This window comes from Amycolatopsis sp. NPDC104863, assembly GCF_055582965.1.
Genome location: NZ_JBVJOW010000012.1, coordinates 25020 through 43005 on the forward strand (window position 1 = coordinate 25020; position 17986 = coordinate 43005).

The window sequence follows — 17986 nt, forward strand, 5'->3', positions numbered from 1 at the left end:
CCTACCCACCACCCACCCCCCCCCCCCCCCCCCTCCCCCCCCCCCCCCCCTCCCCCCCCCCCCCCCCCCCCCCTCCCCCCCCCCCCCCCCCCCCCCCCCCCCCCCCCCCCCCCCCCCCCCCCCCCCCCCCCCCCCCCCCGCGCCGGAGCGTCAGCCGCGCTGGTACTCCTCCCACGTCACCTTCGTGACCGCGGGGCCGTCGTCGGCGCCGCCGCCGGCGAGGCCGTTCTTGCCCAGGTAGTAGTCACCCGTCTGGTGCTGCGCGCCCGAGGAGAGGTCCGGGTCGGAGATCGCCTCGGCGTGGACGTGGTAGGCGAACCCCTGCGCCGGCGTGCGGTACCAGGCCGCGAAGCCGACCTGGCGCAGCGCCTTGATGAAGTTCGTCCGGGTCGTCGACGACATGCCGGACACCGAGATGTCCATCGCGCCGCCGCCGTCGTGCGTCCCGGCCGAAGCGTCGACACCGCCCGGGTTGTACGAACCCTGCGTCAGACTGACCGTGGTGCCGGAAATGCGTTCGGCCTCCAGCAGCATCGCCTTGGTGCGGGTGTTGATCGTGACCCCGCGGTAGGAGACGCGGCTGCCCGCCGAAACCGGCGAAGTCACCGTGTACCGGCCGTCGCCCAGCTTCTCCAGCGACGTCTTGCCCGGCAGGCCGGAGGCGTCGATCCCGGTGTAGCCCAACGACTTCTGGTACTGCGAGTACGCCGTGATCGTCGTGGTGCCGAAGTACCCGTCGACGTACTTGCTCTCGAGCAGGCCCTTCGCCTGCAGCGCCTGCTCGACGAGCAGGACGCTGTCGTGCGCGCCCGGCGTCTGCGTGTCGTCGGCGCGGCGTGGGTCGATCTGGGCCGCCTTCAGCACGGCCTCCATGTTCGCCGCAGGCAGCGCCGTCGTGACCGCGGGCGCGGCCTGAGCCGGTGCGGCCACGGCGAACGCCGCTCCGATCATCGCCGTCAGGACGGCGGCCTTCGTGAACATCCCTGTCCTCCACTGGTCGGATTCCCTTACCGCCCAGAGGATCACCCCACCGGATACAAGGGACGTACAAAACGGGCGGTCACCCCGCCCGGAACCCCCGCAGGCGCAGGCTGTTCGTGACGACGAAGACCGAGCTGACCGCCATCGCCGCGCCGGCGAGCATCGGGTTCAGCAGACCGGCGGCGGCCAGCGGCAGCGCGGCGACGTTGTAGGCGAACGCCCAGAAGAGGTTGCCCTTGATCGTCGCCAGCGTCCGGCGGGAGAGCCGGATCGCGTCGGCCGCCACGCGCAGGTCGCCGCGCACCAGCGTCAGGTCGGCCGCCTCGATCGCGACGTCGGTGCCGGTGCCCATGGCGAGGCCCAGGTCGGCCTGCGCGAGCGCGGCCGCGTCGTTGACGCCGTCCCCGGCCATCGCGACGGCCTTGCCCTCTTCCTGCAGTCGCTTGACGACGTCGGCCTTGTCCTTCGGCAGCACTTCGGCGATCACGTGCTCGATCCCGACCTCGGCGGCCACGGCGTGGGCGACAGCGGCGCTGTCGCCGGTGAGCAGCACCGGGGTCAGCCCGAGCCCGCGCAGCCGCCGGACCGCCTCGGCGGACGTCGGCTTGACGGTGTCGGCCACCGCGAGCGTGCCGCGGACCTCGCCGTCCCACGTCACGGCGACCGTGGTCACCTCGGCTCCCGGGGCGTCCGCCCGGCCGACGCTCACCGTGCGACCCTCCACTGTGCCGGTCACGCCGAGCCCGGGCGTGCTGCGGAAGTCCACAACGGACGGCAGCGTCCCGAAGCGCTCCCGGGCGGCGTCGGTGATCGCGCGGGCGATCGGGTGCTCGGACGCGGCCTCGACGGCGCCCGCGAGCCGCAGCACCTCGCCGTCCCCCTCGACCAGGGACATCCGGCCGGTGGTCACGGTGCCGGTCTTGTCGAGCACCACGGTGTCGACCCGACGGGTCGACTCGAGCACCTCCGGGCCCTTGATGAGGATGCCCAGCTGCGCGCCGCGGCCGGTGCCGACCAGCAGCGCGGTCGGCGTGGCCAGGCCCAGCGCGCACGGGCAGGCGATGATCAGCACGGCGACCGCCGCGGTGAACGCGGCCGAGGGCGAGCCGCCCGCGCCGAGCCAGAAGGCGAGCGTCGCCACGGCCAGCGCGATGACCACCGGGACGAAGACCGCCGAGACGCGGTCCGCGAGCCGCTGGACCCGGGCTTTGCCGGTCTGCGCCTCCTCGACCAGCCGCGCGGTCTGCGCCAGCTGCGTGTCGGCGCCGACACGGGTGGCGCGGACGACGAGCCGCCCGCCGACGTTGACCGTCGCGCCGGCCACGGTGTCGCCCGGGGCGACCTCGACCGGCACGCTTTCGCCGGTGAGCAGGCTCGCGTCGATCGCGGACCCGCCGTCCTCGACCACACCGTCGGTCGCGACCTTCTCCCCCGGCCGCACCACGAACCGGTCGCCGACGGCCAGGTCGCCGACCGGGACCCGCAGCTCACGGCCGTCGCGCAGGACGGCGACGTCCTTGGCGCCGAGGTCGAGCAGCGCCCGCAAGGCGGCGCCGGCGCGGCGCTTGGAGCGGGCCTCGAAGTAGCGCCCGGCCAGGATGAACGTCGTCACGCCGGCGGCGACCTCGAGGTAGATCGCGCCGTCGCCGGCCATCCGCTCGATGGTGAGTTCGAACGGGTGCTTCAGGCCGGGGGTGCCCGCGGTGCCGAAGAACAGCGCGTACAGCGACCAGCCGAAGGCGGCGATCGTGCCGATCGAGATCAGCGTGTCCATCGTGGCGGCGCCGTGGCGGAGGTTGGCGAACGCGGCCCGGTGGAACGGCCATGCGCCCCACACCAGCACCGGCGCGGCCAGGGTCAGCGAGAGCCACTGCCAGTACGTGAACTGCCACGCGGGCACCATCGCCAGGACGACAACCGGGACGCTCAGCACCGCGGAGCCGAGCAGCCGTTGCCGCAATACCCGGGTGGGGTTTTCTTCCGGGGCTTCCTCCGGTCCGGCGGCGGGCAGGGTCGCGCCGTAGCCCGCCGCTTCGACCTGCGCCACGAGATCCTGCGGGGTGACATCGCCGCCGTAGGAGACCTTCGCCTTCTCGGTGGCGTAGTTGACGGTCGCGGTGACGCCGTCCAGCTTGCCGAGCTTGCGTTCGATCCGCGCGGCGCAGGACGCGCAGGTCATCCCGGTGATCGTGAGCTCGACGCTCTGGGCCTCCAGCTGCAGAGTCATGGCCGGTCCCCTTCCCCGGTGGCCGTGGTGAACTCGGCGGTGCGGACGACGCCGTTGTGGCGGAAGTCCAGGAACAGCCGGTAGGTCCCGGCCGAGGGCACCTCGGCGAAGAACGTCACCGCGGGCCCGGCCGGTGTCCTGCCGTCGCCGGGCTCGCCGTCCGGGTGGACGTGGAGGTAGCCGAGGTCTCCGCCGCGGAGCGCGACGAGGTGGCCGAACGCGCCGAGGTAGGGCTGCAGGTCGGTGACCGGGCGGCCGTCCCGGGTGACGGTCGCCGTGAGCCGGGACGAGCGGCCGGGGACGAGGTCGCCGTCGAGCCGGACGCGGTAGCCGTCGACGTCGGCGACGCGCGACTCCGGGTGATCGACCGGCTGGAACAGCCCCGGCGCGACGAGGTCGACCCCGAGCGTCTGTCCCTGGCCGCCGGCGGGCGTGAAGTCGGCGAAGGCGCGGTAACTGCCCGCCTCGGCGACCGTGACCGGCACCGTCCACGTGCCGCCGGCGCCGAGTTCGGGGTGCAGGTGCTGGTAACCGGCGGTGTCGCGGCGGACGACGATGAAGTGCATCCGCTTCTCGTGCTCGACGTCGTAGGCGGTCACGGCGGCGCCGTCCGGGCCGGTGATCGTGAAGGTGAACTTCGTGGTGGCACCGGGGGTGAGCGTCGTGCCGGTGGGCGTGAGGGTGTACCCGCCCGCGGACGAGGCCAGGCCGCCGGGCTGGTGGTCCGCGGCGGCCGTGACGGCGCCGCCGTGGCCGTCGCCGTGCGCGGTGTCCTCGCCGCCGTGCGCCCCGGCCGGGCCGGGGAAGGGACCGATGGCCGTGCCGGCCGCCCAGCCGCCCCCGGCGACGAGGGCGAGCGCCGCACCGTAGGCGGAGAGCTTCGCTGCGGTGTTCATGTCAGCCGGTATCCCGCTTCTTCGACGGCTTCGCGCACGGCCGAGACGGCGAGCGCACCGGTGCTGTGGACGGTCACCGAGCCGGTGACCGGGTCCACCGCGACGTCGGTGACGCCGCCGAGCTCGCGGATCTCCTCTTCGACCGACCGGGCGCAGTGGCCGCAGGTCATCCCGGTGACGGTGTACGTCGTGGCTGTCATGACTCCTGGATACCCTAGGGGGGTACTGTATGCAAGAGGTGTCACGGCTTGTAACCCACGCCACACCCGATCCCCGCGCCGCTGGTCCAAGCGTGTTTCTCGTCGTCACGCACAGTTGCTTTCCCGCAGCCCTGGACGCTGCCGTGTTCTTTTCGTAACCTGTTCGAGATCTCGCGGCCCCCGGTCGTCGATGGACGGCGACGCGAGATCGCCGCCGATACCCCCCTGCCGGGGACCGGACCCCCATTCGCGGCTTCACCAGATGCGGTGAAGCGCGGCCGATGCCGGGTCAGCGCGGACGAGGCCCCCGACTCGCCCGCCCGGTGCCCGACGGCGGCCGAACAGCAAAGGAGACCCGCGCGAGAATGCGTTCGCATCCCGTCAAGCGCGTGGTGTCAGGTGCCCTCGCGGCCGCCGCGGTGATCACCGTGATCACCGTGGCCCAGCCGACGGCCACCGCCGCCCCCATCCCCGCCCTCCAGGCTCCGCCCACCGGGTCGGAAGCCCTGGCCAAGTACCGCGACCTCGCGGCGCAGGCCGAAAAGCTCAACGAAGACCTGCTCAAGGCCCAGGACGACCTGGCCGCGAAGCAGGGGCAGCTCGACAAGGCCAACGCCGACGTCACCGCCGCCAAGGACTCCGGCGCCCAGGCCATCGAGGCCAAGCAGAAGTACCAGTCCCAGGTGGACAAGTTCGCCGGCGCGTCGTTCACCAGCGGCGTCGCGATGAACAAGCTGTCGGCGCTGCTGGCCGGCACGTCGACGCAGGACTTCCTGGACCGCTCGGCGGCCCTCGAGGTCATCGCGACCGACAAGAACGCCGCGATGGACAACCTCAGCGGCGCCGCCGACAAGGCCGTGGCCGCCGAGAAGACGGCGACCGACGCGGCGAAGCGGGCGACCGACGCCCGCGACGCGGCGGCGAAGCTGGCGTCGGACATCGAGGGCAAGAAGAAGGGCCTCCAGGCCCAGATCGACCAGCTCGAGGCGACCAGCCGGACGCTCAGCACGTCCGACAAGGCCGCGCAGAAGGACACGGGCGGCGCGGCGCCGACCGTGAAGGCCCCCACCGCGGCGGCACAGAAGGCCGTCAACGCGGCGCTGAGCAAGCTCGGCAGCGCGTACGTCTGGGGCGCCACCGGACCCTCCACGTTCGACTGCTCCGGCCTGATGCAGTGGGCGTACAAGCAGGCGGGCATCAACCTCCCGCGCACGTCCTCGGCGCAGGCCGGGTTCGGCACGCCGGTGTCGCGGGACCAGCTCCAGCCGGGCGACCTGGTCGCGTACTACTCCCCGGTGTCCCACATCGGGATGTACCTCGGCGACGGCAAGATGGTCCACGCGCCGACCAGCGGTGACGTCGTCAAGATCTCGCCGCTGCAGAGCCAGTACGCGGGCGCCACGCGGCCGACCGCCTGACGCGGATGCCCCGTTCGGGATGTGTAGAACTCCCGGAACGGGGCATCTTCCGCGCATGGTCGACGAACACGACGCCGCCAGTCTCGACGCGATCGGCAAGGTGACCGAAGCCCTCGAGACCATCGAGCGGGCGCGCGGACACCTGTACTCGTTCCACCAGCTCACCGGCTGGGCGGACCTCACGTTCGGCGACGCCGTCAAGCAGCTGGAAGAAGCCGGGCACGGCGAGTGGGCGCGGCGGATCTCGGAAGAGCTCATCGGGCTCAACGTGCTCCCCGAACGGTGGACGTTCCAGGTCGTCGAGGAGTACGACGACGGGTACTACAAAACCTGCCGCGACCTCGAGCGCGAGCTGCTCGACGACCTCACCGGCGGGCGTCGCCACCTGCAGGAACAGCAGATGAAGGCGGCCCGCCGCACGCCGGGGCGGGCGGGGCACGAGGCCGGTCCGCCGAGCACTCCCGCTCCGTGAGCGATTGTCGTACCCCTGCGCTACAGTCGAACCGGAACGAACAAGTGTTCGATAGGAGGCGTCATGACGGACTCGGTGGAGCCGAACCCGGAGAAGGACCCCAGCGACTGGACCACCGGCGACGAGCCGATGACCGGGCCGCAGAAGTCGTACCTGCAGACGCTGGCCCAGGAGGCCGGTGAAGAAGTCCCGGACGGTCTGACCAAGGCTGAGGCGTCCGAGCGGATCGACGCGTTGCAGCGGACCACCGGGCGGGGCGCCTGAGACTGCTCGGTTGGCGACGCCGGGGCGTGGGTACCACCCGAGGATGTCCCAGCCGAACGAACAGCCTGAGATCGCGCGGCCCGGCACGCCGGACCCCGGGCGGGCGGAGGATGACCGCTACGAGCCCGGCGAGGGTGCGCCGCCGGAGAGTGCCGAGGATGCCCGTGGTGTCGGGCAGAAGGTGATCGGCGAGCTTCGGGAGCGTCGCGGAGCACCGTGAGTTCCGGATGCTCAGGCGGCTTGCGCCAACGCTGCGCCCGACACGCGGAAGAGGAACTCGGCGTTCGAGCCCGTCTTGCGGAGCTGGTCGAGCAGCTGCTCGATCGCGTGCGGTCCCGCCAACGCCCGTCGCACGTCGTGCATCGCGTGGAGTTCTTCCGGGGTGACCAGGAGTTCCTCGCGCCGGGTGCCGGAGGCGGCGATGTCGACCGCCGGGAACACGCGGCGCTCGGCGGTCTTGCGGTCGAGCTTGAGCTCGGCGTTGCCCGTGCTCTTCAGCTCTTCGAAGAACACCGTGTCGGCAAGAGAACTGGTTTCCACCAGCGCCGTCGCGATGATCGTGAGGGAGCCGCCGCCCTCGACATTCCTTGCGGCGCCGAGGATCCGCTTCATCGGCTGCAGCGCCGCCGCGTCGACACCGCCGGACAGCGTGCGGCCGGACGGGCGGGCCGAAAGGTTGTACGCCCGGCCGAGCCGGGTCAGCGAGTCCAGCAGCAGCACGACGTCTTCGCCCTGCTCCACCAAGCGTTTCGCGCGCTCGACGGTGAGTTCCGCGACCGCGACGTGCTCGGCGGGCGGCCGGTCGAAAGTGGACGCGATCACCTCGCCGCGCACGGTCCGGCTCAGCTCGGTGACCTCCTCCGGACGTTCGTCGGCGAGCAGCACCAGCAGCCGGCACTCCGGGTGGTTGACCGCGACGCCGTGGGCGATTTCGCGCAGCACCGTGGTTTTCCCGGCTTTCGGCGGCGAAACGACCAGAGCGCGCTGCCCCTTGCCGATCGGGGTGACGAGGTCGATGACGCGCGACAGCAGCCGCGTCGGTGTGGTTTCCAGCAGCAGCCGCTCGTCCGGGTGCACCGGGACGAGGTCCGCGAAGTGCGGCCGCGGCTCCCCCGGATCGGCGCCGTTGACGCTGGTGATCTTCTCGGTGGTGCCGGTGATCGTGTCACCGGGCCGCAGATTGTGCTTGCGCACCAAGGAAAGCGGCAAGGTGAGGTCGCCCGGGCCCGGCGCGTGGCCGGTGCGGACGTACGGGGTTTTCCCCGAAAGGTCGAGGATTCCGTGGAAGGACATGGTTGTCTCCTGACGAGAGGACCGGCGCCGCACGTGAAGGCGGGCCGGAAAGATGAGGAAAGAGGCCGAGTGGCCTGGATCCGGGAGCTTCCACCGGGCGGCCGCGGGGCCGACATCCGTGAGGAGCACCCTCACTGTAGCGAGACCGGCGAGAAAGCACAACGGGTGAGACCTCGTGGCGGTGGGTAGCCCGTGAGAGAAGCAGTAACGAGGGGAGCGGATCGTGCCTCGACACAGCCCGGAACCCGGGAGCCCGGCGCCGGTCGGCGACGGGCCCGCCTGGACGTTCGAAGAACTAGCACCGGCCCTGCCCAACGAGATGGCCGACCTGCGCCGCAAGCTCACCCACTGGCTCGGCGGCTTCCCGCTGGGCCCGGACAGCAAGCACGACATCACACTGGCGACGTACGAAGCGCTGTCGAACGTGGCGGCGCACGCCTACCCGGACGGCCACGGCTGGGCCCGCCTTCAGGCCACGCGCACCGGAGACGCCTTGACGGTCACGGTGACCGACACCGGCTGCGGAATCGACGCGACCCGCCCGCGCCAACCGGGCCTGCGCACCTCGGGCGGCCGCGGCCTGCTGCTCATCGAGAAGGTGACGGACCACTCCGACATCACCAGCAGCGACGAAGGAACGAGCATCCGCATGACCTGGCACGCGACGGCGTTGGGGGAAGAAAGCCGCAACTGACCGGCGGCCGGAAAAGACTCAACCGGAAACGCCGCAACTCCCAGCGTGCTCAACCCGGTTCACTCGCCTACAGCGATCCCCCAGCTGCAAACCTTCCCCCATCCCCCAGAAAGTGTCCTACCTCACAACCTCAGGCCGCGCTGGCCAGCCGCACCAAGCGGTTTCGTGGGTAAGAAACCAGCTCTCGTTCCTCGTCCGTCGTGAAGATCTCGACGGAATCTTCGAGCAGTTCCGCCGAATTCACCTGCAACTGCCACGCGGGCAGCCCCGGCGCGGGCTCGTGCCAGAACCACTGGCCCTTGGTGAGCTGGTGCGCCGGGACTGTCGCGTCGTCCGTGTTCATGAGAAGAGGCTAGCCGCCACCACCGACAGTTTTCGCACGGCCTCAGCCGTGGGTCGCGCCGATGGTGATCGTGAGCTCCTGCGGGTCGCCCGCGAACACCGCGCCGCTGAAGTCCGGGCCCGGGCTGACGTCGTCGTACGGGAACGCGTATCCCCGGTTGTCCGGCAGTTTCGCGTGCACGATCCGGGCGTAGTGATTGGTCACGTCACCCTGGTAGAACTTCGCCGGGTCCTCCGCCGTGGGCTGGTTCGGGTTGTCCAGCAACGTCGTCCGGTTCAGCGCCGCCGCCAGGCGCGGGACGATGCTCTTGCGCGCGTCGCTCGCTCCCGCCGCCAGCGCGAACGGCCCGCTGTCGCAGCTCCACACGTCCGCCGTGGCGGGCTTGGCGAACGACTCGGCGCCGAACACCAGCTGCCCGCCGGAAACCCGGCCCGTGAACGTGCCCAGGCCCGGGTTCTGCGAGTCGACGACCAGGTCCGCGCCCTCGTACTTCTGCCACACCTGGTCGATGTACGCGTCGAGGTAACCCCCGAACTGCTCGGCGTGGTGGTGCGGGGACAGCACACGCAGGTTCCCTCCCCCGCCGGTCTGCACCAGGCCCGGCCATTCGCCGCCCAGCCCGGACAGCTCCGACGCGATCTGGTCCATCGCCCCCGAAGGCAGGCCCGCGACGGACTTCGTGCCGGAGCCGGCCGTGGTCAGCGACAGTCCCATCGGGATGCCGACGAAGTCGACGTAGCTGATGTTGGCGAACAACTGCTGGTCGTTGAACGTGAACTCGCTGAACGACCAGTTCTTGCCGTAGTTGGCGTCCCCGGAGTTGAGGAAGCTGGGGTGCACCAGGTTCGGCCCCGGGTCGAGGAAGAAGTCGAGCTTCGCGTCCGTGACGACGTAGATGCGCGCGCCGCCCATCTTGGGCACCGAAACCTGGGCGCCGGACCCGACCGGGATCGCGCAGTCCTCCGGCAGTGGTGTGGTGGGCCCGGACGGCGAGTCCGGGTAGTACGGCGTGCCGTCGGCGCGCAGCAGCACCAGCCGCCCGTCCGGCGTCGTGCCGGTGACGTAGGCGTACACGGTGCCGGAGCCGGAGTTGTTGACCAGCTTGAGGCCGAACGTGTCCGGTGTCGCGGCGTAGGCGGACCGCGCGAGCGGCAGCGCGGTGGCCGTGGCGAGCGTCGCCGCCGTGAGACCGAGGAACGAGCGACGGGAGATCATGGCGTCCTCCACGTTGAGGATACGGCGGAGTCCATAATGGACATCCGAGGGCGGTTCGCAGGATTCGTTGTGGACGTCAACAAACTATGACTCCACTTTTGTTACCTGGCAACCCTTCGAAAGAAGGTCCAGACCACCGCATCAGCCGGCCCGCGCGATGCCCCACCGGGGCGAATTCCAAACGCGATCCCTTCGGGACTGCCCACGGGTACCGCGTGCGGAGTACTTCCGGGCACATCCCTTGACTCGGGCACGAACCGGCGGTGACAGTGGACGGCCTCGCAGGTCGTGGACGACCCCCATTCCCCTCAGGAAGCGAGACCTCCATGCACACCGTCAAGCGGCTCACCGCCGTGCTGGCAACGTTGTCATTCCTTGCCACGGCCACCCCGGCGCACGCCGAAGAGAACTGGACCACGGTCTTCGAAGACACCTTCGACGGCGCCGCGGGCACCGGCCTGAACACCCAGGACTGGCTCTACGACAAGGGAACCGGCTACCCGGGTGGCGCGGCGAACTGGGGCACCGGCGAGCTCGAGACGGCGACGGACTCGACCGACAACGTCTACCACGACGGCGCCGGGCACCTCGCGATCAAGCCGCTGCGCGACGCCGCCGGCAACTGGACGTCCGGCCGGATCGAAACCCAGCGGACCGACTTCGCCGCCCCCGAAGGCGGCCAGCTCGAGATCAGCGCGTCGCTGAAGCAGCCGTCCCCGGCGAGCGGGCTCGGGTACTGGCCGGCGTTTTGGGCGATGGGCGCCGACGCGCGCCCAGTCGGCGCGACGAACTGGCCGAGCATCGGCGAGCTCGACATCATGGAGGACGTCAACGCGCTGAGCAAGCACTCCACCACGTTCCACTGTGGACAGTGGCAGGGCGAGTGCCACGACCCGGACGGCATCACCAGCGACCTCCAGGAGTGCGCGGGCTGCCAGGAGGGCTACCACACCTACTCGGTGATCGTGGACCGCCGCAACACCGCGGCCGAGCAGCTGCGCTTCTACCTCGACGGCAACCAGACCTTCGCGGTGCAGCAGAACCAGGTCTCCGACGCCACCTGGAAGGCCGCCGTCGACCACGGGTTCTTCGTCATCTTCGACGTCGCGATCGGCGGCTCGTACCCGAACAAGGTCTGCGGCTGCACCAGCCCGTCCGCCGACATCACGCCCGGCGCCGAGATGAGCGTCGACTCGCTGTCGGTGAAGGTCAGCGCCGGCTGACCGGTAGGCTGGCGCCATGAGCGTCCGGCACACCGTCCTCGACTCGCCCATCGGGCCGCTGACCCTGGTCCGCGACGATGCCGGGCTCATCGGCCTGTACTTCGACGGCCACCTGCGGACCCCGCGCGTCACCGATCTCGGCCCCCGCGTCGAAGACGGCTTCGACGACGTGAAGCGTCAGCTCGGCGAGTACTTCGCTGGCACGCGGCGCGAGTTCGACCTCGAGCTCGCGCCGCGTGGCTCCACGTTCGAAAAGCAGGTCTGGGCGCTGCTGACGAAGATCCCGTACGGCGAAACCCGCACGTACGGGCAGCTGGCCGCGGAGCTGGGCGACCCCGGCGCCGCGCAGGCGGTCGGGAACGCCAACGGCTGGAACCCGATCAGCGTCATCGTGCCCTGCCACCGCGTGGTCGGCACGAGCGGCGGCCTGACCGGGTACGCCGGCGGCCTCACCCGCAAGCGGTTCCTCCTCAGCCTCGAGGAACCGCCCGCGGACGAGGTCGGCCGCCTGTTCTAGCCGGTCGTGCAGGTCACGGTCGGGTCCGTCAGGTTCCCGCCGTGCTGCACGGTGAACCCGATGACGTTCCCGCTCCCGTTCGGCCGGGCGGTCAGCACGTATCCCGTGCTGTCCCAGGTTCCCGTGTAGTTCCAGCTGCCGATGACCTTCTGCGGCGCGTGGAAGGTGATCGTGAGCACCCAGGTGTTCGTGCCCGACACCGAAACCTGCCCGTTGAAGCCGACGTTCCACTCCGCGGTCCTGGTGTAGGTCGCGGCACAGTTCCCCGGCGGCGGGGTGGTCGTGGTGGTGGGCGGCGGCGGGGTGGTCGTCGTCGGGCCGCCGTCCGGCGGGGCGCCGTTGTTCAGCGCGTCGAGCACCGCGGTGTAGGCGGCCTTCTTCTGCCCGTTGCCGTCGAAGAGCAGCGGCGTGGCCGACGCGCGCCAGGAGTCGGTGTCCCGGATCCCCCACACCGTGATCCCGGTGCACCGCGCCACCGCGAGGCATGCCTGGGTCACCGTGCGGAAGTTGTTCGCCTGCGCGGTGCCCGAGCCTTCGATGTCCAGCTCGGTGATCTGCACGTCGACACCGAGGGCGGCGAAGTTCTGCAGGGTCGTCTGGTAGCTCGACGGCACCGGGCTGTTGGGGTTGAAGTGCGACTGGAAGCCGACGCAGTCGATCGGCACGCCGCGGGACTTGAAGTCCTGCACCATGCGGTACACGGCCTGGGTCTTCGCCTGGTTCCAGTCGTCGGTGTTGTAGTCGTTGTAACAGAGCTTCGCGCCCGAGTCGGCCGCCCGCGCGGCGCGGAACGCCGCCTCGATCCAGTCGTTGCCGGTGCGCTGCAGGTTCGAATCGCGCCGGGCGCCCGAACTGCCGTCCGCGAACGCCTCGTTGACGACGTCCCAGGCGTAGATCTGGCCGCGGTAGTGGGTCGCGACCTGGGTGACGTGGTTCAGGATCGCCGACCGCAGCGCGGAGCCCTCCATGGTCTGCATCCAGCCGGGCTGCTGCGAGTGCCACGCCAGCGTGTGCCCGCGCATCCGGGCGCCCTGGGCGGTCGCCTGGCCGACGATCCGGTCGGCGTTGCCGTAGGAGAACTGGTTCTGCGCGGGCTCGGTGGCGTCGATCTTCATCTCGTTCTCCGGCGTGACCATGGAGAACTCCCGGCTCAGGATCCCGGTGTAGACGCTGTCCGAGAGCTTGCCCGCCGAGACCGCCGTGCCGAAGTAGCGGCCGGTCCGGTTCGCCGCGCCGCCGAGCGTGGTGCCGGCCGAGGGTGACGTCGGCGTCGTGGTGGTCGTCGTCCCGCCGCTGTTCAGGCCGAGGAACGCGATCGCGTATGCCACCATCCCGCTCCGCGGCAGCACGTGCCCGGCGCCCTGGACGCTGATGCCCTCGACCGGCGCCTGCGCACCGGTGCCGCCGTAGCGGGTGCGCGTCCAGCCGGACTGCGGCGCGTCACTCGACGACGGCGTCTGGCTCACCCCGGCGAGGTTGGTCCACTGCTTGACCTCCTCCCCGAAGTTCGGGTAGCGGAGGGTGTCGTCGGCGGTGCCGTGCCACAGCTGCATCCGCGGGAACGGGCCGCTGCGCCCGCCGCTCATCTGGCGGGCCTGGTCGCCCCACTGCTGTGCGGTCTTGGTCAGCTGGCCGCCGGAGCACTGGCTGTTCCAGCTCGAGCCGTCGGTGGTCGCGAAGCAGCCGGCGGGCACGCCCATGAACGCCGAACCGGCGGTGAAGACGTCCGGGTACTCGGCGGCGAGCACGTTCGTCATCATCGCGCCGGAGGAGAAGCCGGTGACGAACACCCGGCCGGGATCGACGTTGTAGTGCTGCTTGGCGTAGTCGACCATCGACAGGATGCCGACCGGGTCGCTGCCGCCGCCGCGGGTGAGGGCCTGCGGCGAAGAGACGTCGAAGCACTGCCCGCTGCGCGTGGCCTCGGGGAACACGATGACGTAGCCGTACTGGTCGGCCGCGGTGACGTAGTCGTGCGCGTAGCCGTTGAAGACCGCCGAGGCCGAGCCGGTGCAGTAGTGGATGGCGACCAGCAGCGCCGGGCGGGCGGCGACCCGGTCCGGGACGTAGGTGTACATGTTCAGGTTGCTGGGGTTGGCGCCGAAACCGGTCACGCGGGTCAGCGTGGCCGCCGACGCGGGCTGCGCCGTGATCACCAGGACGATGGCGGCGGCGATCGACAAGACTGCGGCGAGGAGAGCGGTGAAGAGTCTTCGCACTCGACGTTCCTTTCCGGGAGCAGGGCGCAGCTGTGACGATCGTTGGTTCGCGACCCGGGACCGGTCAACGATTTTCGGAATGTTTCGCCGCCCGCTCGAACTGCCGACGGGCCGGACTGCTGGGAGGATCCACGGATGACCGACCTCCTGCTGGGACCGCTGCTCCGGCACGTCGACGACACCTCGGCGACGATCTGGGTCGAGACCGGCGGTCCGTGTGAAGTTCTTGTCGCGGAAGCGAAAGCGCGGACGTTCGAAGTCTCCGGGCACCACTACGCGCTGGTGGTGCTGACCGGGCTCGAACCCGGGCGGAGCACGCCGTACGAGGTGCGGCTCGACGGCGAGCTCGTCTGGCCCGACCCGGACAGCGACCTGCCGCCGAGCCGGATCCGGACGCTGGCCCCGGGTGACCCGCGGTTCCGGCTGGTCTTCGGGTCCTGCCGCAAGCCGCGGGAGGAGGACGCGCTCGGCCCGGACGCGCTCGCAGCCTACGCCCACCGGATGGCCGGGCTCGACGAAGCCGAGTGGCCCGAGTCGCTGCTGCTGCTCGGCGACCAGGTCTACGCCGACGAGACCACCGACGAGACGCAAAAGTGGCTGGCCACCCGGCGTGACACGAGCAAACCGCCCGGCAAGGAGGTCGCCGACTTCGAGGAGTACTGCCACCTGTACTTCGAGGCCTGGTGCGAACCGGCCGTGCGCTGGCTGATGTCGACCGTGCCGACGTCGATGATCTTCGACGACCACGACGTCCGCGACGACTGGAACACCTCGCAGGCCTGGCGCGAAGAGATGGCCGGCACCTCGTGGTGGCCCGAGCGGATCCGCGGCGCGCTCGTGTCGTACTGGGTCTACCAGCACCTGGGCAACCTCGGCCCGCGCGAGCTGGAAGGAGACGACCTCTACCAGCGGGTGAGCACCTCGGGGGTGGACAACGCGGAGCTGCTGCGCGAGTTCGCCGACCGGGCCGACCGCGAAGCCGACGGCGCCAAGGGCACCCGGTGGTCCTACCGGCGCGACTTCGGCCCGGTCCGGCTGCTGGTCATCGACTCGCGGGCCGGGCGGATCCTCGCCGGCGGCGAACGCTCGATGATCGGCGAGGCGGAGTTCCGCTGGATCGAGGAGCAGAGCTCGGGCGAGTTCGACCACCTGCTGATCGGGACGTCGCTGCCGTGGCTGATGCCCACGGCGCTGGCGGCCGCGCAGTCGGTCAACGAGCGCCTCTGCGCGCGGCCGGGGCGCGTCGGGCGGGTGTCCGAGTGGTTCCGGCAGCTCGCCGACCTCGAGCACTGGCCGGCCTTCCGCGAGTCGTTCGACCGGCTGACGCGGCTGATCGCGCGGGTCGCGGACGAGGGCACGGCGTCGGTGAGCGTGCTCTCGGGCGACGTCCACCACGCGTACGTCGCGCGGGCCGACCTCCCGGGGGCGCCGGTCCACCAGCTCACCTGCTCACCGGTGCACAACACCGTCCCCTGGTACATGAACCGCCTGTTCCGCGCCGGCTGGGCGCGCGGGCTGACCCGGCTGAGCGAGGGGCTGGCGCGCCGGGTCGGGGTCCCGCCCGCGCCGCTGACCTGGGGTCGTGTCTCGGGGCCGCACTTCGGGAACGCCGTGATGACCTTCGACGTCGACGGGCGCGAAGCCACCGCGACCCTGCTGCAGCCGGAGCGGGACGGGGACCCGATCCCGCTCACCTGAGGGTGGGTGCGCCACGACCTCCCTGCGCGGTCCGCGCCGGGTTAGCCTCGGATCATGGCCGCGGAAAACGCTCTCGGGGAGTTCCTCCGGGCCCGCCGCGCGCAGGTGGGCCCGGAAGAGCTCGGCCTGCCCGCGGGCGGGGCGCGGCGGGTCGCCGGGCTGCGCCGCGAGGAGGTCGCGGTGCTGGCCGGCGTCAGCACCGACTACTACGTCCGGCTCGAACAGGGCCGGGAGCGGCACCCGTCGGCGCAGGTCCTCGACGCGCTGGCCCGCGGGCTGGCCCTCGACGACGACACCACCGCCCACCTGCACCGGCTGGCCCGGCCCGCGCCGGGACGCCGTCGCCCGCGGCGGCGGGAGCAGGTCAGCCCGAACCTCCGGCGGCTGATGGACGGCTGGCCGGACACGCCCGCGCTGGTGCTCGGCCGCTGCCTCGAGGTGCTCGCGCACAACGCGCTGGGCGAGGCGCTGTTCGGCGGCCACACCCACAGCGGTGACCTGGTCCGGCTGGTGTTCCTCGATCCGGACGCGCGCGAGTTCTACCCGGACTGGGAGCGCGTCGCGGTGAACACCGTCGGCGCCCTGCGTGCGACCGCGGGCCTCGACCCGGACGATCCGCGGCTCATCGAGACGGTCGGTGAGCTGTCGGTCAAGAGCGCGGACTTCCGCCGGTTGTGGGCGCGCCACGACATCCGGCAGAAGACGCACGAAACCAAGCGGTTCCACCACCCGCAGGTCGGCGAGCTCGTCCTGAGCTACGAGGCGCTGACCGTGAACAGCGCGCCCGGCCAGCAGCTGGTGGTCTACCAAGCCGAGCCCGGCAGCCCGTCGGAAGCCGGGCTCGCCCTGCTCGGCAGTCTCGCCGCCGGCTGAAGATTCCCCTTTTCCCGTCATTCCACAATGGATGGAGTAGTTCGTCGTGCCCGGAAAGATCGTGCTCATCACCGGCGCCAGCAGCGGCATCGGCCACGCCACCGCGCTGCGCCTGGCCCGCGAAGGCCACCACGTCGTGCTCGGCGCCCGCCGGGAAGACCGGCTCACCGCGCTGGCCGAGGAAATCCACGACGCCGGCGGCACCGCCGACGTGCACCGCCTCGACGTCACCGACCGCGCGGAGGTCGCCGGGTTCGCCGACGCCGCCGTGCGCGCGCACGGCCGGCTCGACGTGTTCGTCGCCAACGCCGGCGTGATGCCGTTGTCCCGCCTGGACTCCCTGCTCGTCGACGAGTGGGACCGGATGATCGACGTCAACGTCCGCGGGCTGCTCCACGGGATCGCGGCGGCCCTGCCGCACTTCCGGCGCGCGGGAAGTGGCCACTTCGTGACGATCGCCTCCACCGGCGCGCACGAGGTCGTGCCGACCGCCGCGGTCTACTGCGCCACGAAACACGCGGCCCGCGCGATCACCGAAGGCCTGCGGCTGGAGGCCGAGCCCGGCATCCGCGTCACGACCGTGTCGCCGGGCGTCGTCGAGTCCGAACTGGCCGACACCATCACCGAACCCGGTGCGCGGGAAGCGATGCGGACCTACCGCGCGGTGACGCTGCCCCCGGACACGATCGCCGGGGCGATCTCCTACGCGATCGGGCAGCCGGCGGGCGTCGACGTCAACGAGATCATCGTGCGGCCGACCGCCCAGCGGTGACACGCCGGGTCAGGAGAGCTGCCCGACCTCCTGGGCCAGCACCATGGTGAACCCGCCGTCGCGGTCGCGCTCCCAGGTCGTCACCGAGCCGTTGGGGATCCCGGTGGCCGACTCCGCGCGCATGAGGTCGGGTTCCGGCAGGCCTTCGAGCAGGTAGCGCAGGCCGAAGATCGTCATCTCGTGCGCCGACAGCAGCACGCGCCCGCCCGGCTGCTCGGCGCCCAGCTCGGCCAGCAGCGACCGCAGCCGCAGCACGACGTCGGCCCAGGACTCGCCGCCGGGCGGCCGGTAGTAGAACTTGCCCAGCCGCCGCTTGCGCCGCAGCTCGTCGGGCCACCGCTCGCGGACGCCGTGCGAGGTCAGCAGGTCCAGGACGCCGAGTTCGCGGTCGCGCAGCCGTTCGTCCGGGACGATCCGCACGCCGTCCGGCGCGGCCAGCCGGGCGGTGTCCCAGGCGCGGCGGTAGGTCGAGGTCACCACGAGGTCCGGCGGGCGTTCGGCGAACAGCCCGCCCGCCGCCCTCGCCTGCTCCTCGCCGAGCTCGGTCAGCGGGACGTCGGCGTCGCGTTCGGCGATGTCGATCACCTCGGCGCCGGCCGCCTCCGCCTCTTCGCGGGCCACGTTTCCGGTGCTCTGGCCGTGCCGCAGCACACCCACCCACTCCAGGTCGACGCTCACGCC

General features: G+C 71.4%; 19 protein-coding genes, 1 tRNA gene and 1 pseudogene. 11 read left to right on the plus strand and 10 right to left on the minus strand.

Annotation, left to right across the window (positions count from 1 at the left end):
• Positions 1-150 precede the first annotated feature (150 nt).
• The 4 genes from ACZ63J_RS45620 to ACZ63J_RS45635 all read right to left on the minus strand — a co-directional run bounded on the left by ACZ63J_RS45620 (position 151) and on the right by ACZ63J_RS45635 (position 4304).
• Positions 151-981, minus strand: coding sequence for a peptidoglycan-binding protein (locus ACZ63J_RS45620; RefSeq protein WP_465401408.1), 831 nt, complete (start codon positions 979-981; stop codon positions 151-153).
• A 79-nt stretch (positions 982-1060) separates the two neighbouring features.
• Positions 1061-3208, minus strand: a complete 2148-nt coding sequence (locus ACZ63J_RS45625; RefSeq protein ID WP_465401409.1) for a heavy metal translocating P-type ATPase — start codon at positions 3206-3208, stop codon at positions 1061-1063.
• A complete protein-coding gene (locus ACZ63J_RS45630; protein WP_465401410.1) occupies positions 3205-4104 on the minus strand; it encodes a hypothetical protein in 900 nt (299 codons plus the stop codon). The genes ACZ63J_RS45625 and ACZ63J_RS45630 overlap by 4 nt, the downstream gene beginning before the upstream one ends.
• Positions 4101-4304 carry a heavy-metal-associated domain-containing protein gene (locus ACZ63J_RS45635; RefSeq protein WP_465338924.1) on the minus strand — a complete coding sequence of 68 codons (204 nt, stop codon included), beginning with the start codon at positions 4302-4304 and terminating at the stop codon, positions 4101-4103. The genes ACZ63J_RS45630 and ACZ63J_RS45635 overlap by 4 nt, the downstream gene beginning before the upstream one ends.
• A 365-nt stretch (positions 4305-4669) precedes the next feature.
• On the opposite strand from ACZ63J_RS45635, the gene ACZ63J_RS45640 reads away from it, so the two are divergent.
• The 4 genes from ACZ63J_RS45640 to ACZ63J_RS45655 all read left to right on the plus strand — a co-directional run bounded on the left by ACZ63J_RS45640 (position 4670) and on the right by ACZ63J_RS45655 (position 6678).
• The gene (locus ACZ63J_RS45640; protein ID WP_465401411.1) at positions 4670-5722 is read left to right on the plus strand and encodes a C40 family peptidase; all 1053 of its coding nucleotides are present in this window, start codon (positions 4670-4672) and stop codon (positions 5720-5722) included.
• 55 nt (positions 5723-5777) lie between these two features.
• A complete protein-coding gene (locus tag ACZ63J_RS45645; RefSeq protein WP_465401412.1) occupies positions 5778-6194 on the plus strand; it encodes a hypothetical protein in 417 nt (138 codons plus the stop codon).
• 63 nt (positions 6195-6257) lie between these two features.
• Positions 6258-6458, plus strand: a complete 201-nt coding sequence (locus tag ACZ63J_RS45650; RefSeq protein ID WP_465313608.1) for a DUF3072 domain-containing protein — start codon at positions 6258-6260, stop codon at positions 6456-6458.
• Positions 6459-6501: 43 nt separating this feature from the next.
• Entirely contained in the window at positions 6502-6678 is a 177-nt protein-coding gene (locus tag ACZ63J_RS45655) for a hypothetical protein (protein ID WP_465401413.1), read from the plus strand.
• An 11-nt stretch (positions 6679-6689) separates the two neighbouring features.
• Here the strand turns inward: ACZ63J_RS45655 and rho are convergent, their stop codons facing one another.
• Positions 6690-7784, minus strand: a complete 1095-nt coding sequence (gene rho, locus ACZ63J_RS45660) for a transcription termination factor Rho (RefSeq protein ID WP_465401414.1) — start codon at positions 7782-7784, stop codon at positions 6690-6692.
• A gap of 190 nt (positions 7785-7974) precedes the next feature.
• On the opposite strand from rho, the gene ACZ63J_RS45665 reads away from it, so the two are divergent.
• Entirely contained in the window at positions 7975-8445 is a 471-nt protein-coding gene (locus ACZ63J_RS45665) for an ATP-binding protein (RefSeq protein WP_465401415.1), read from the plus strand.
• 130 nt (positions 8446-8575) lie between these two features.
• Here the strand turns inward: ACZ63J_RS45665 and ACZ63J_RS45670 are convergent, their stop codons facing one another.
• Positions 8576-8788 carry a hypothetical protein gene (locus tag ACZ63J_RS45670; protein WP_465401416.1) on the minus strand — a complete coding sequence of 71 codons (213 nt, stop codon included), beginning with the start codon at positions 8786-8788 and terminating at the stop codon, positions 8576-8578.
• 42 nt (positions 8789-8830) lie between these two features.
• Complete coding sequence (locus tag ACZ63J_RS45675; RefSeq protein WP_465401417.1) at positions 8831-10003, minus strand: glycoside hydrolase family 64 protein; 1173 nt, start codon at positions 10001-10003, stop codon at positions 8831-8833.
• A 326-nt stretch (positions 10004-10329) separates the two neighbouring features.
• On the opposite strand from ACZ63J_RS45675, the gene ACZ63J_RS45680 reads away from it, so the two are divergent.
• Positions 10330-11226, plus strand: a complete 897-nt coding sequence (locus ACZ63J_RS45680) for a glycoside hydrolase family 16 protein (protein WP_465401418.1) — start codon at positions 10330-10332, stop codon at positions 11224-11226.
• Positions 11227-11242: 16 nt separating this feature from the next.
• Complete coding sequence (locus tag ACZ63J_RS45685; protein WP_465313602.1) at positions 11243-11743, plus strand: methylated-DNA--[protein]-cysteine S-methyltransferase; 501 nt, start codon at positions 11243-11245, stop codon at positions 11741-11743.
• Here the strand turns inward: ACZ63J_RS45685 and ACZ63J_RS45690 are convergent.
• Entirely contained in the window at positions 11740-13962 is a 2223-nt protein-coding gene (locus ACZ63J_RS45690) for an extracellular catalytic domain type 1 short-chain-length polyhydroxyalkanoate depolymerase (protein WP_465401419.1), read from the minus strand. The two genes, ACZ63J_RS45685 and ACZ63J_RS45690, sit on opposite strands and share 4 nt — an antisense overlap.
• A gap of 135 nt (positions 13963-14097) precedes the next feature.
• Here ACZ63J_RS45690 and ACZ63J_RS45695 point away from each other — a divergent pair.
• Positions 14098-14292: pseudogene (locus ACZ63J_RS45695) on the plus strand (DUF7800 domain-containing protein); the annotation flags it as partial.
• Here the strand turns inward: ACZ63J_RS45695 and ACZ63J_RS45700 are convergent.
• Positions 14243-14335, minus strand: a tRNA-OTHER gene (locus tag ACZ63J_RS45700). The pseudogene ACZ63J_RS45695 and the gene ACZ63J_RS45700 sit on opposite strands and share 50 nt — an antisense overlap.
• On the opposite strand from ACZ63J_RS45700, the gene ACZ63J_RS45705 reads away from it, so the two are divergent.
• The 3 genes from ACZ63J_RS45705 to ACZ63J_RS45715 are packed head-to-tail and all read left to right on the plus strand — an operon-like array spanning position 14290 to position 17305.
• Complete coding sequence (locus tag ACZ63J_RS45705; RefSeq protein WP_465401559.1) at positions 14290-15660, plus strand: alkaline phosphatase D family protein; 1371 nt, start codon at positions 14290-14292, stop codon at positions 15658-15660. The two genes, ACZ63J_RS45700 and ACZ63J_RS45705, sit on opposite strands and share 46 nt — an antisense overlap.
• A 54-nt stretch (positions 15661-15714) precedes the next feature.
• Positions 15715-16533 (plus strand): helix-turn-helix transcriptional regulator, encoded by an 819-nt coding sequence (locus ACZ63J_RS45710; protein ID WP_465401420.1) that lies wholly within the window; start codon positions 15715-15717, stop codon positions 16531-16533.
• A 46-nt stretch (positions 16534-16579) separates the two neighbouring features.
• Complete coding sequence (locus ACZ63J_RS45715) at positions 16580-17305, plus strand: SDR family oxidoreductase (RefSeq protein WP_465401421.1); 726 nt, start codon at positions 16580-16582, stop codon at positions 17303-17305.
• Between the two features lie 9 nt (positions 17306-17314).
• Here the strand turns inward: ACZ63J_RS45715 and ACZ63J_RS45720 are convergent, their stop codons facing one another.
• Positions 17315-17983: a histidine phosphatase family protein gene (locus tag ACZ63J_RS45720; RefSeq protein ID WP_465401422.1), complete on the minus strand. Its 669-nt coding sequence runs from the start codon at positions 17981-17983 to the stop codon at positions 17315-17317.
• Positions 17984-17986 lie beyond the last annotated feature (3 nt).

What these genes read in the sequence shown, in the direction of transcription:
- ACZ63J_RS45675 (WP_465401417.1), bottom strand. Translation starts at nt 10,003, where the DNA reads ATGATCTCCCGTCGCTCGTTCCTCGGTCTCACGGCGGCGACGCTCGCC.
- ACZ63J_RS45645 (WP_465401412.1), top strand. Translation starts at nt 5,778, where the DNA reads ATGGTCGACGAACACGACGCCGCCAGTCTCGACGCGATCGGCAAGGTG.
- ACZ63J_RS45630 (WP_465401410.1), bottom strand. Translation starts at nt 4,104, where the DNA reads ATGAACACCGCAGCGAAGCTCTCCGCCTACGGTGCGGCGCTCGCCCTC.
- ACZ63J_RS45635 (WP_465338924.1), bottom strand. Translation starts at nt 4,304, where the DNA reads ATGACAGCCACGACGTACACCGTCACCGGGATGACCTGCGGCCACTGC.
- ACZ63J_RS45650 (WP_465313608.1), top strand. Translation starts at nt 6,258, where the DNA reads ATGACGGACTCGGTGGAGCCGAACCCGGAGAAGGACCCCAGCGACTGG.
- ACZ63J_RS45685 (WP_465313602.1), top strand. Translation starts at nt 11,243, where the DNA reads ATGAGCGTCCGGCACACCGTCCTCGACTCGCCCATCGGGCCGCTGACC.
- ACZ63J_RS45670 (WP_465401416.1), bottom strand. Translation starts at nt 8,788, where the DNA reads ATGAACACGGACGACGCGACAGTCCCGGCGCACCAGCTCACCAAGGGC.
- ACZ63J_RS45625 (WP_465401409.1), bottom strand. Translation starts at nt 3,208, where the DNA reads ATGACTCTGCAGCTGGAGGCCCAGAGCGTCGAGCTCACGATCACCGGG.
- ACZ63J_RS45655 (WP_465401413.1), top strand. Translation starts at nt 6,502, where the DNA reads ATGTCCCAGCCGAACGAACAGCCTGAGATCGCGCGGCCCGGCACGCCG.
- ACZ63J_RS45620 (WP_465401408.1), bottom strand. Translation starts at nt 981, where the DNA reads ATGTTCACGAAGGCCGCCGTCCTGACGGCGATGATCGGAGCGGCGTTC.
- ACZ63J_RS45710 (WP_465401420.1), top strand. Translation starts at nt 15,715, where the DNA reads ATGGCCGCGGAAAACGCTCTCGGGGAGTTCCTCCGGGCCCGCCGCGCG.
- ACZ63J_RS45680 (WP_465401418.1), top strand. Translation starts at nt 10,330, where the DNA reads ATGCACACCGTCAAGCGGCTCACCGCCGTGCTGGCAACGTTGTCATTC.
- ACZ63J_RS45640 (WP_465401411.1), top strand. Translation starts at nt 4,670, where the DNA reads ATGCGTTCGCATCCCGTCAAGCGCGTGGTGTCAGGTGCCCTCGCGGCC.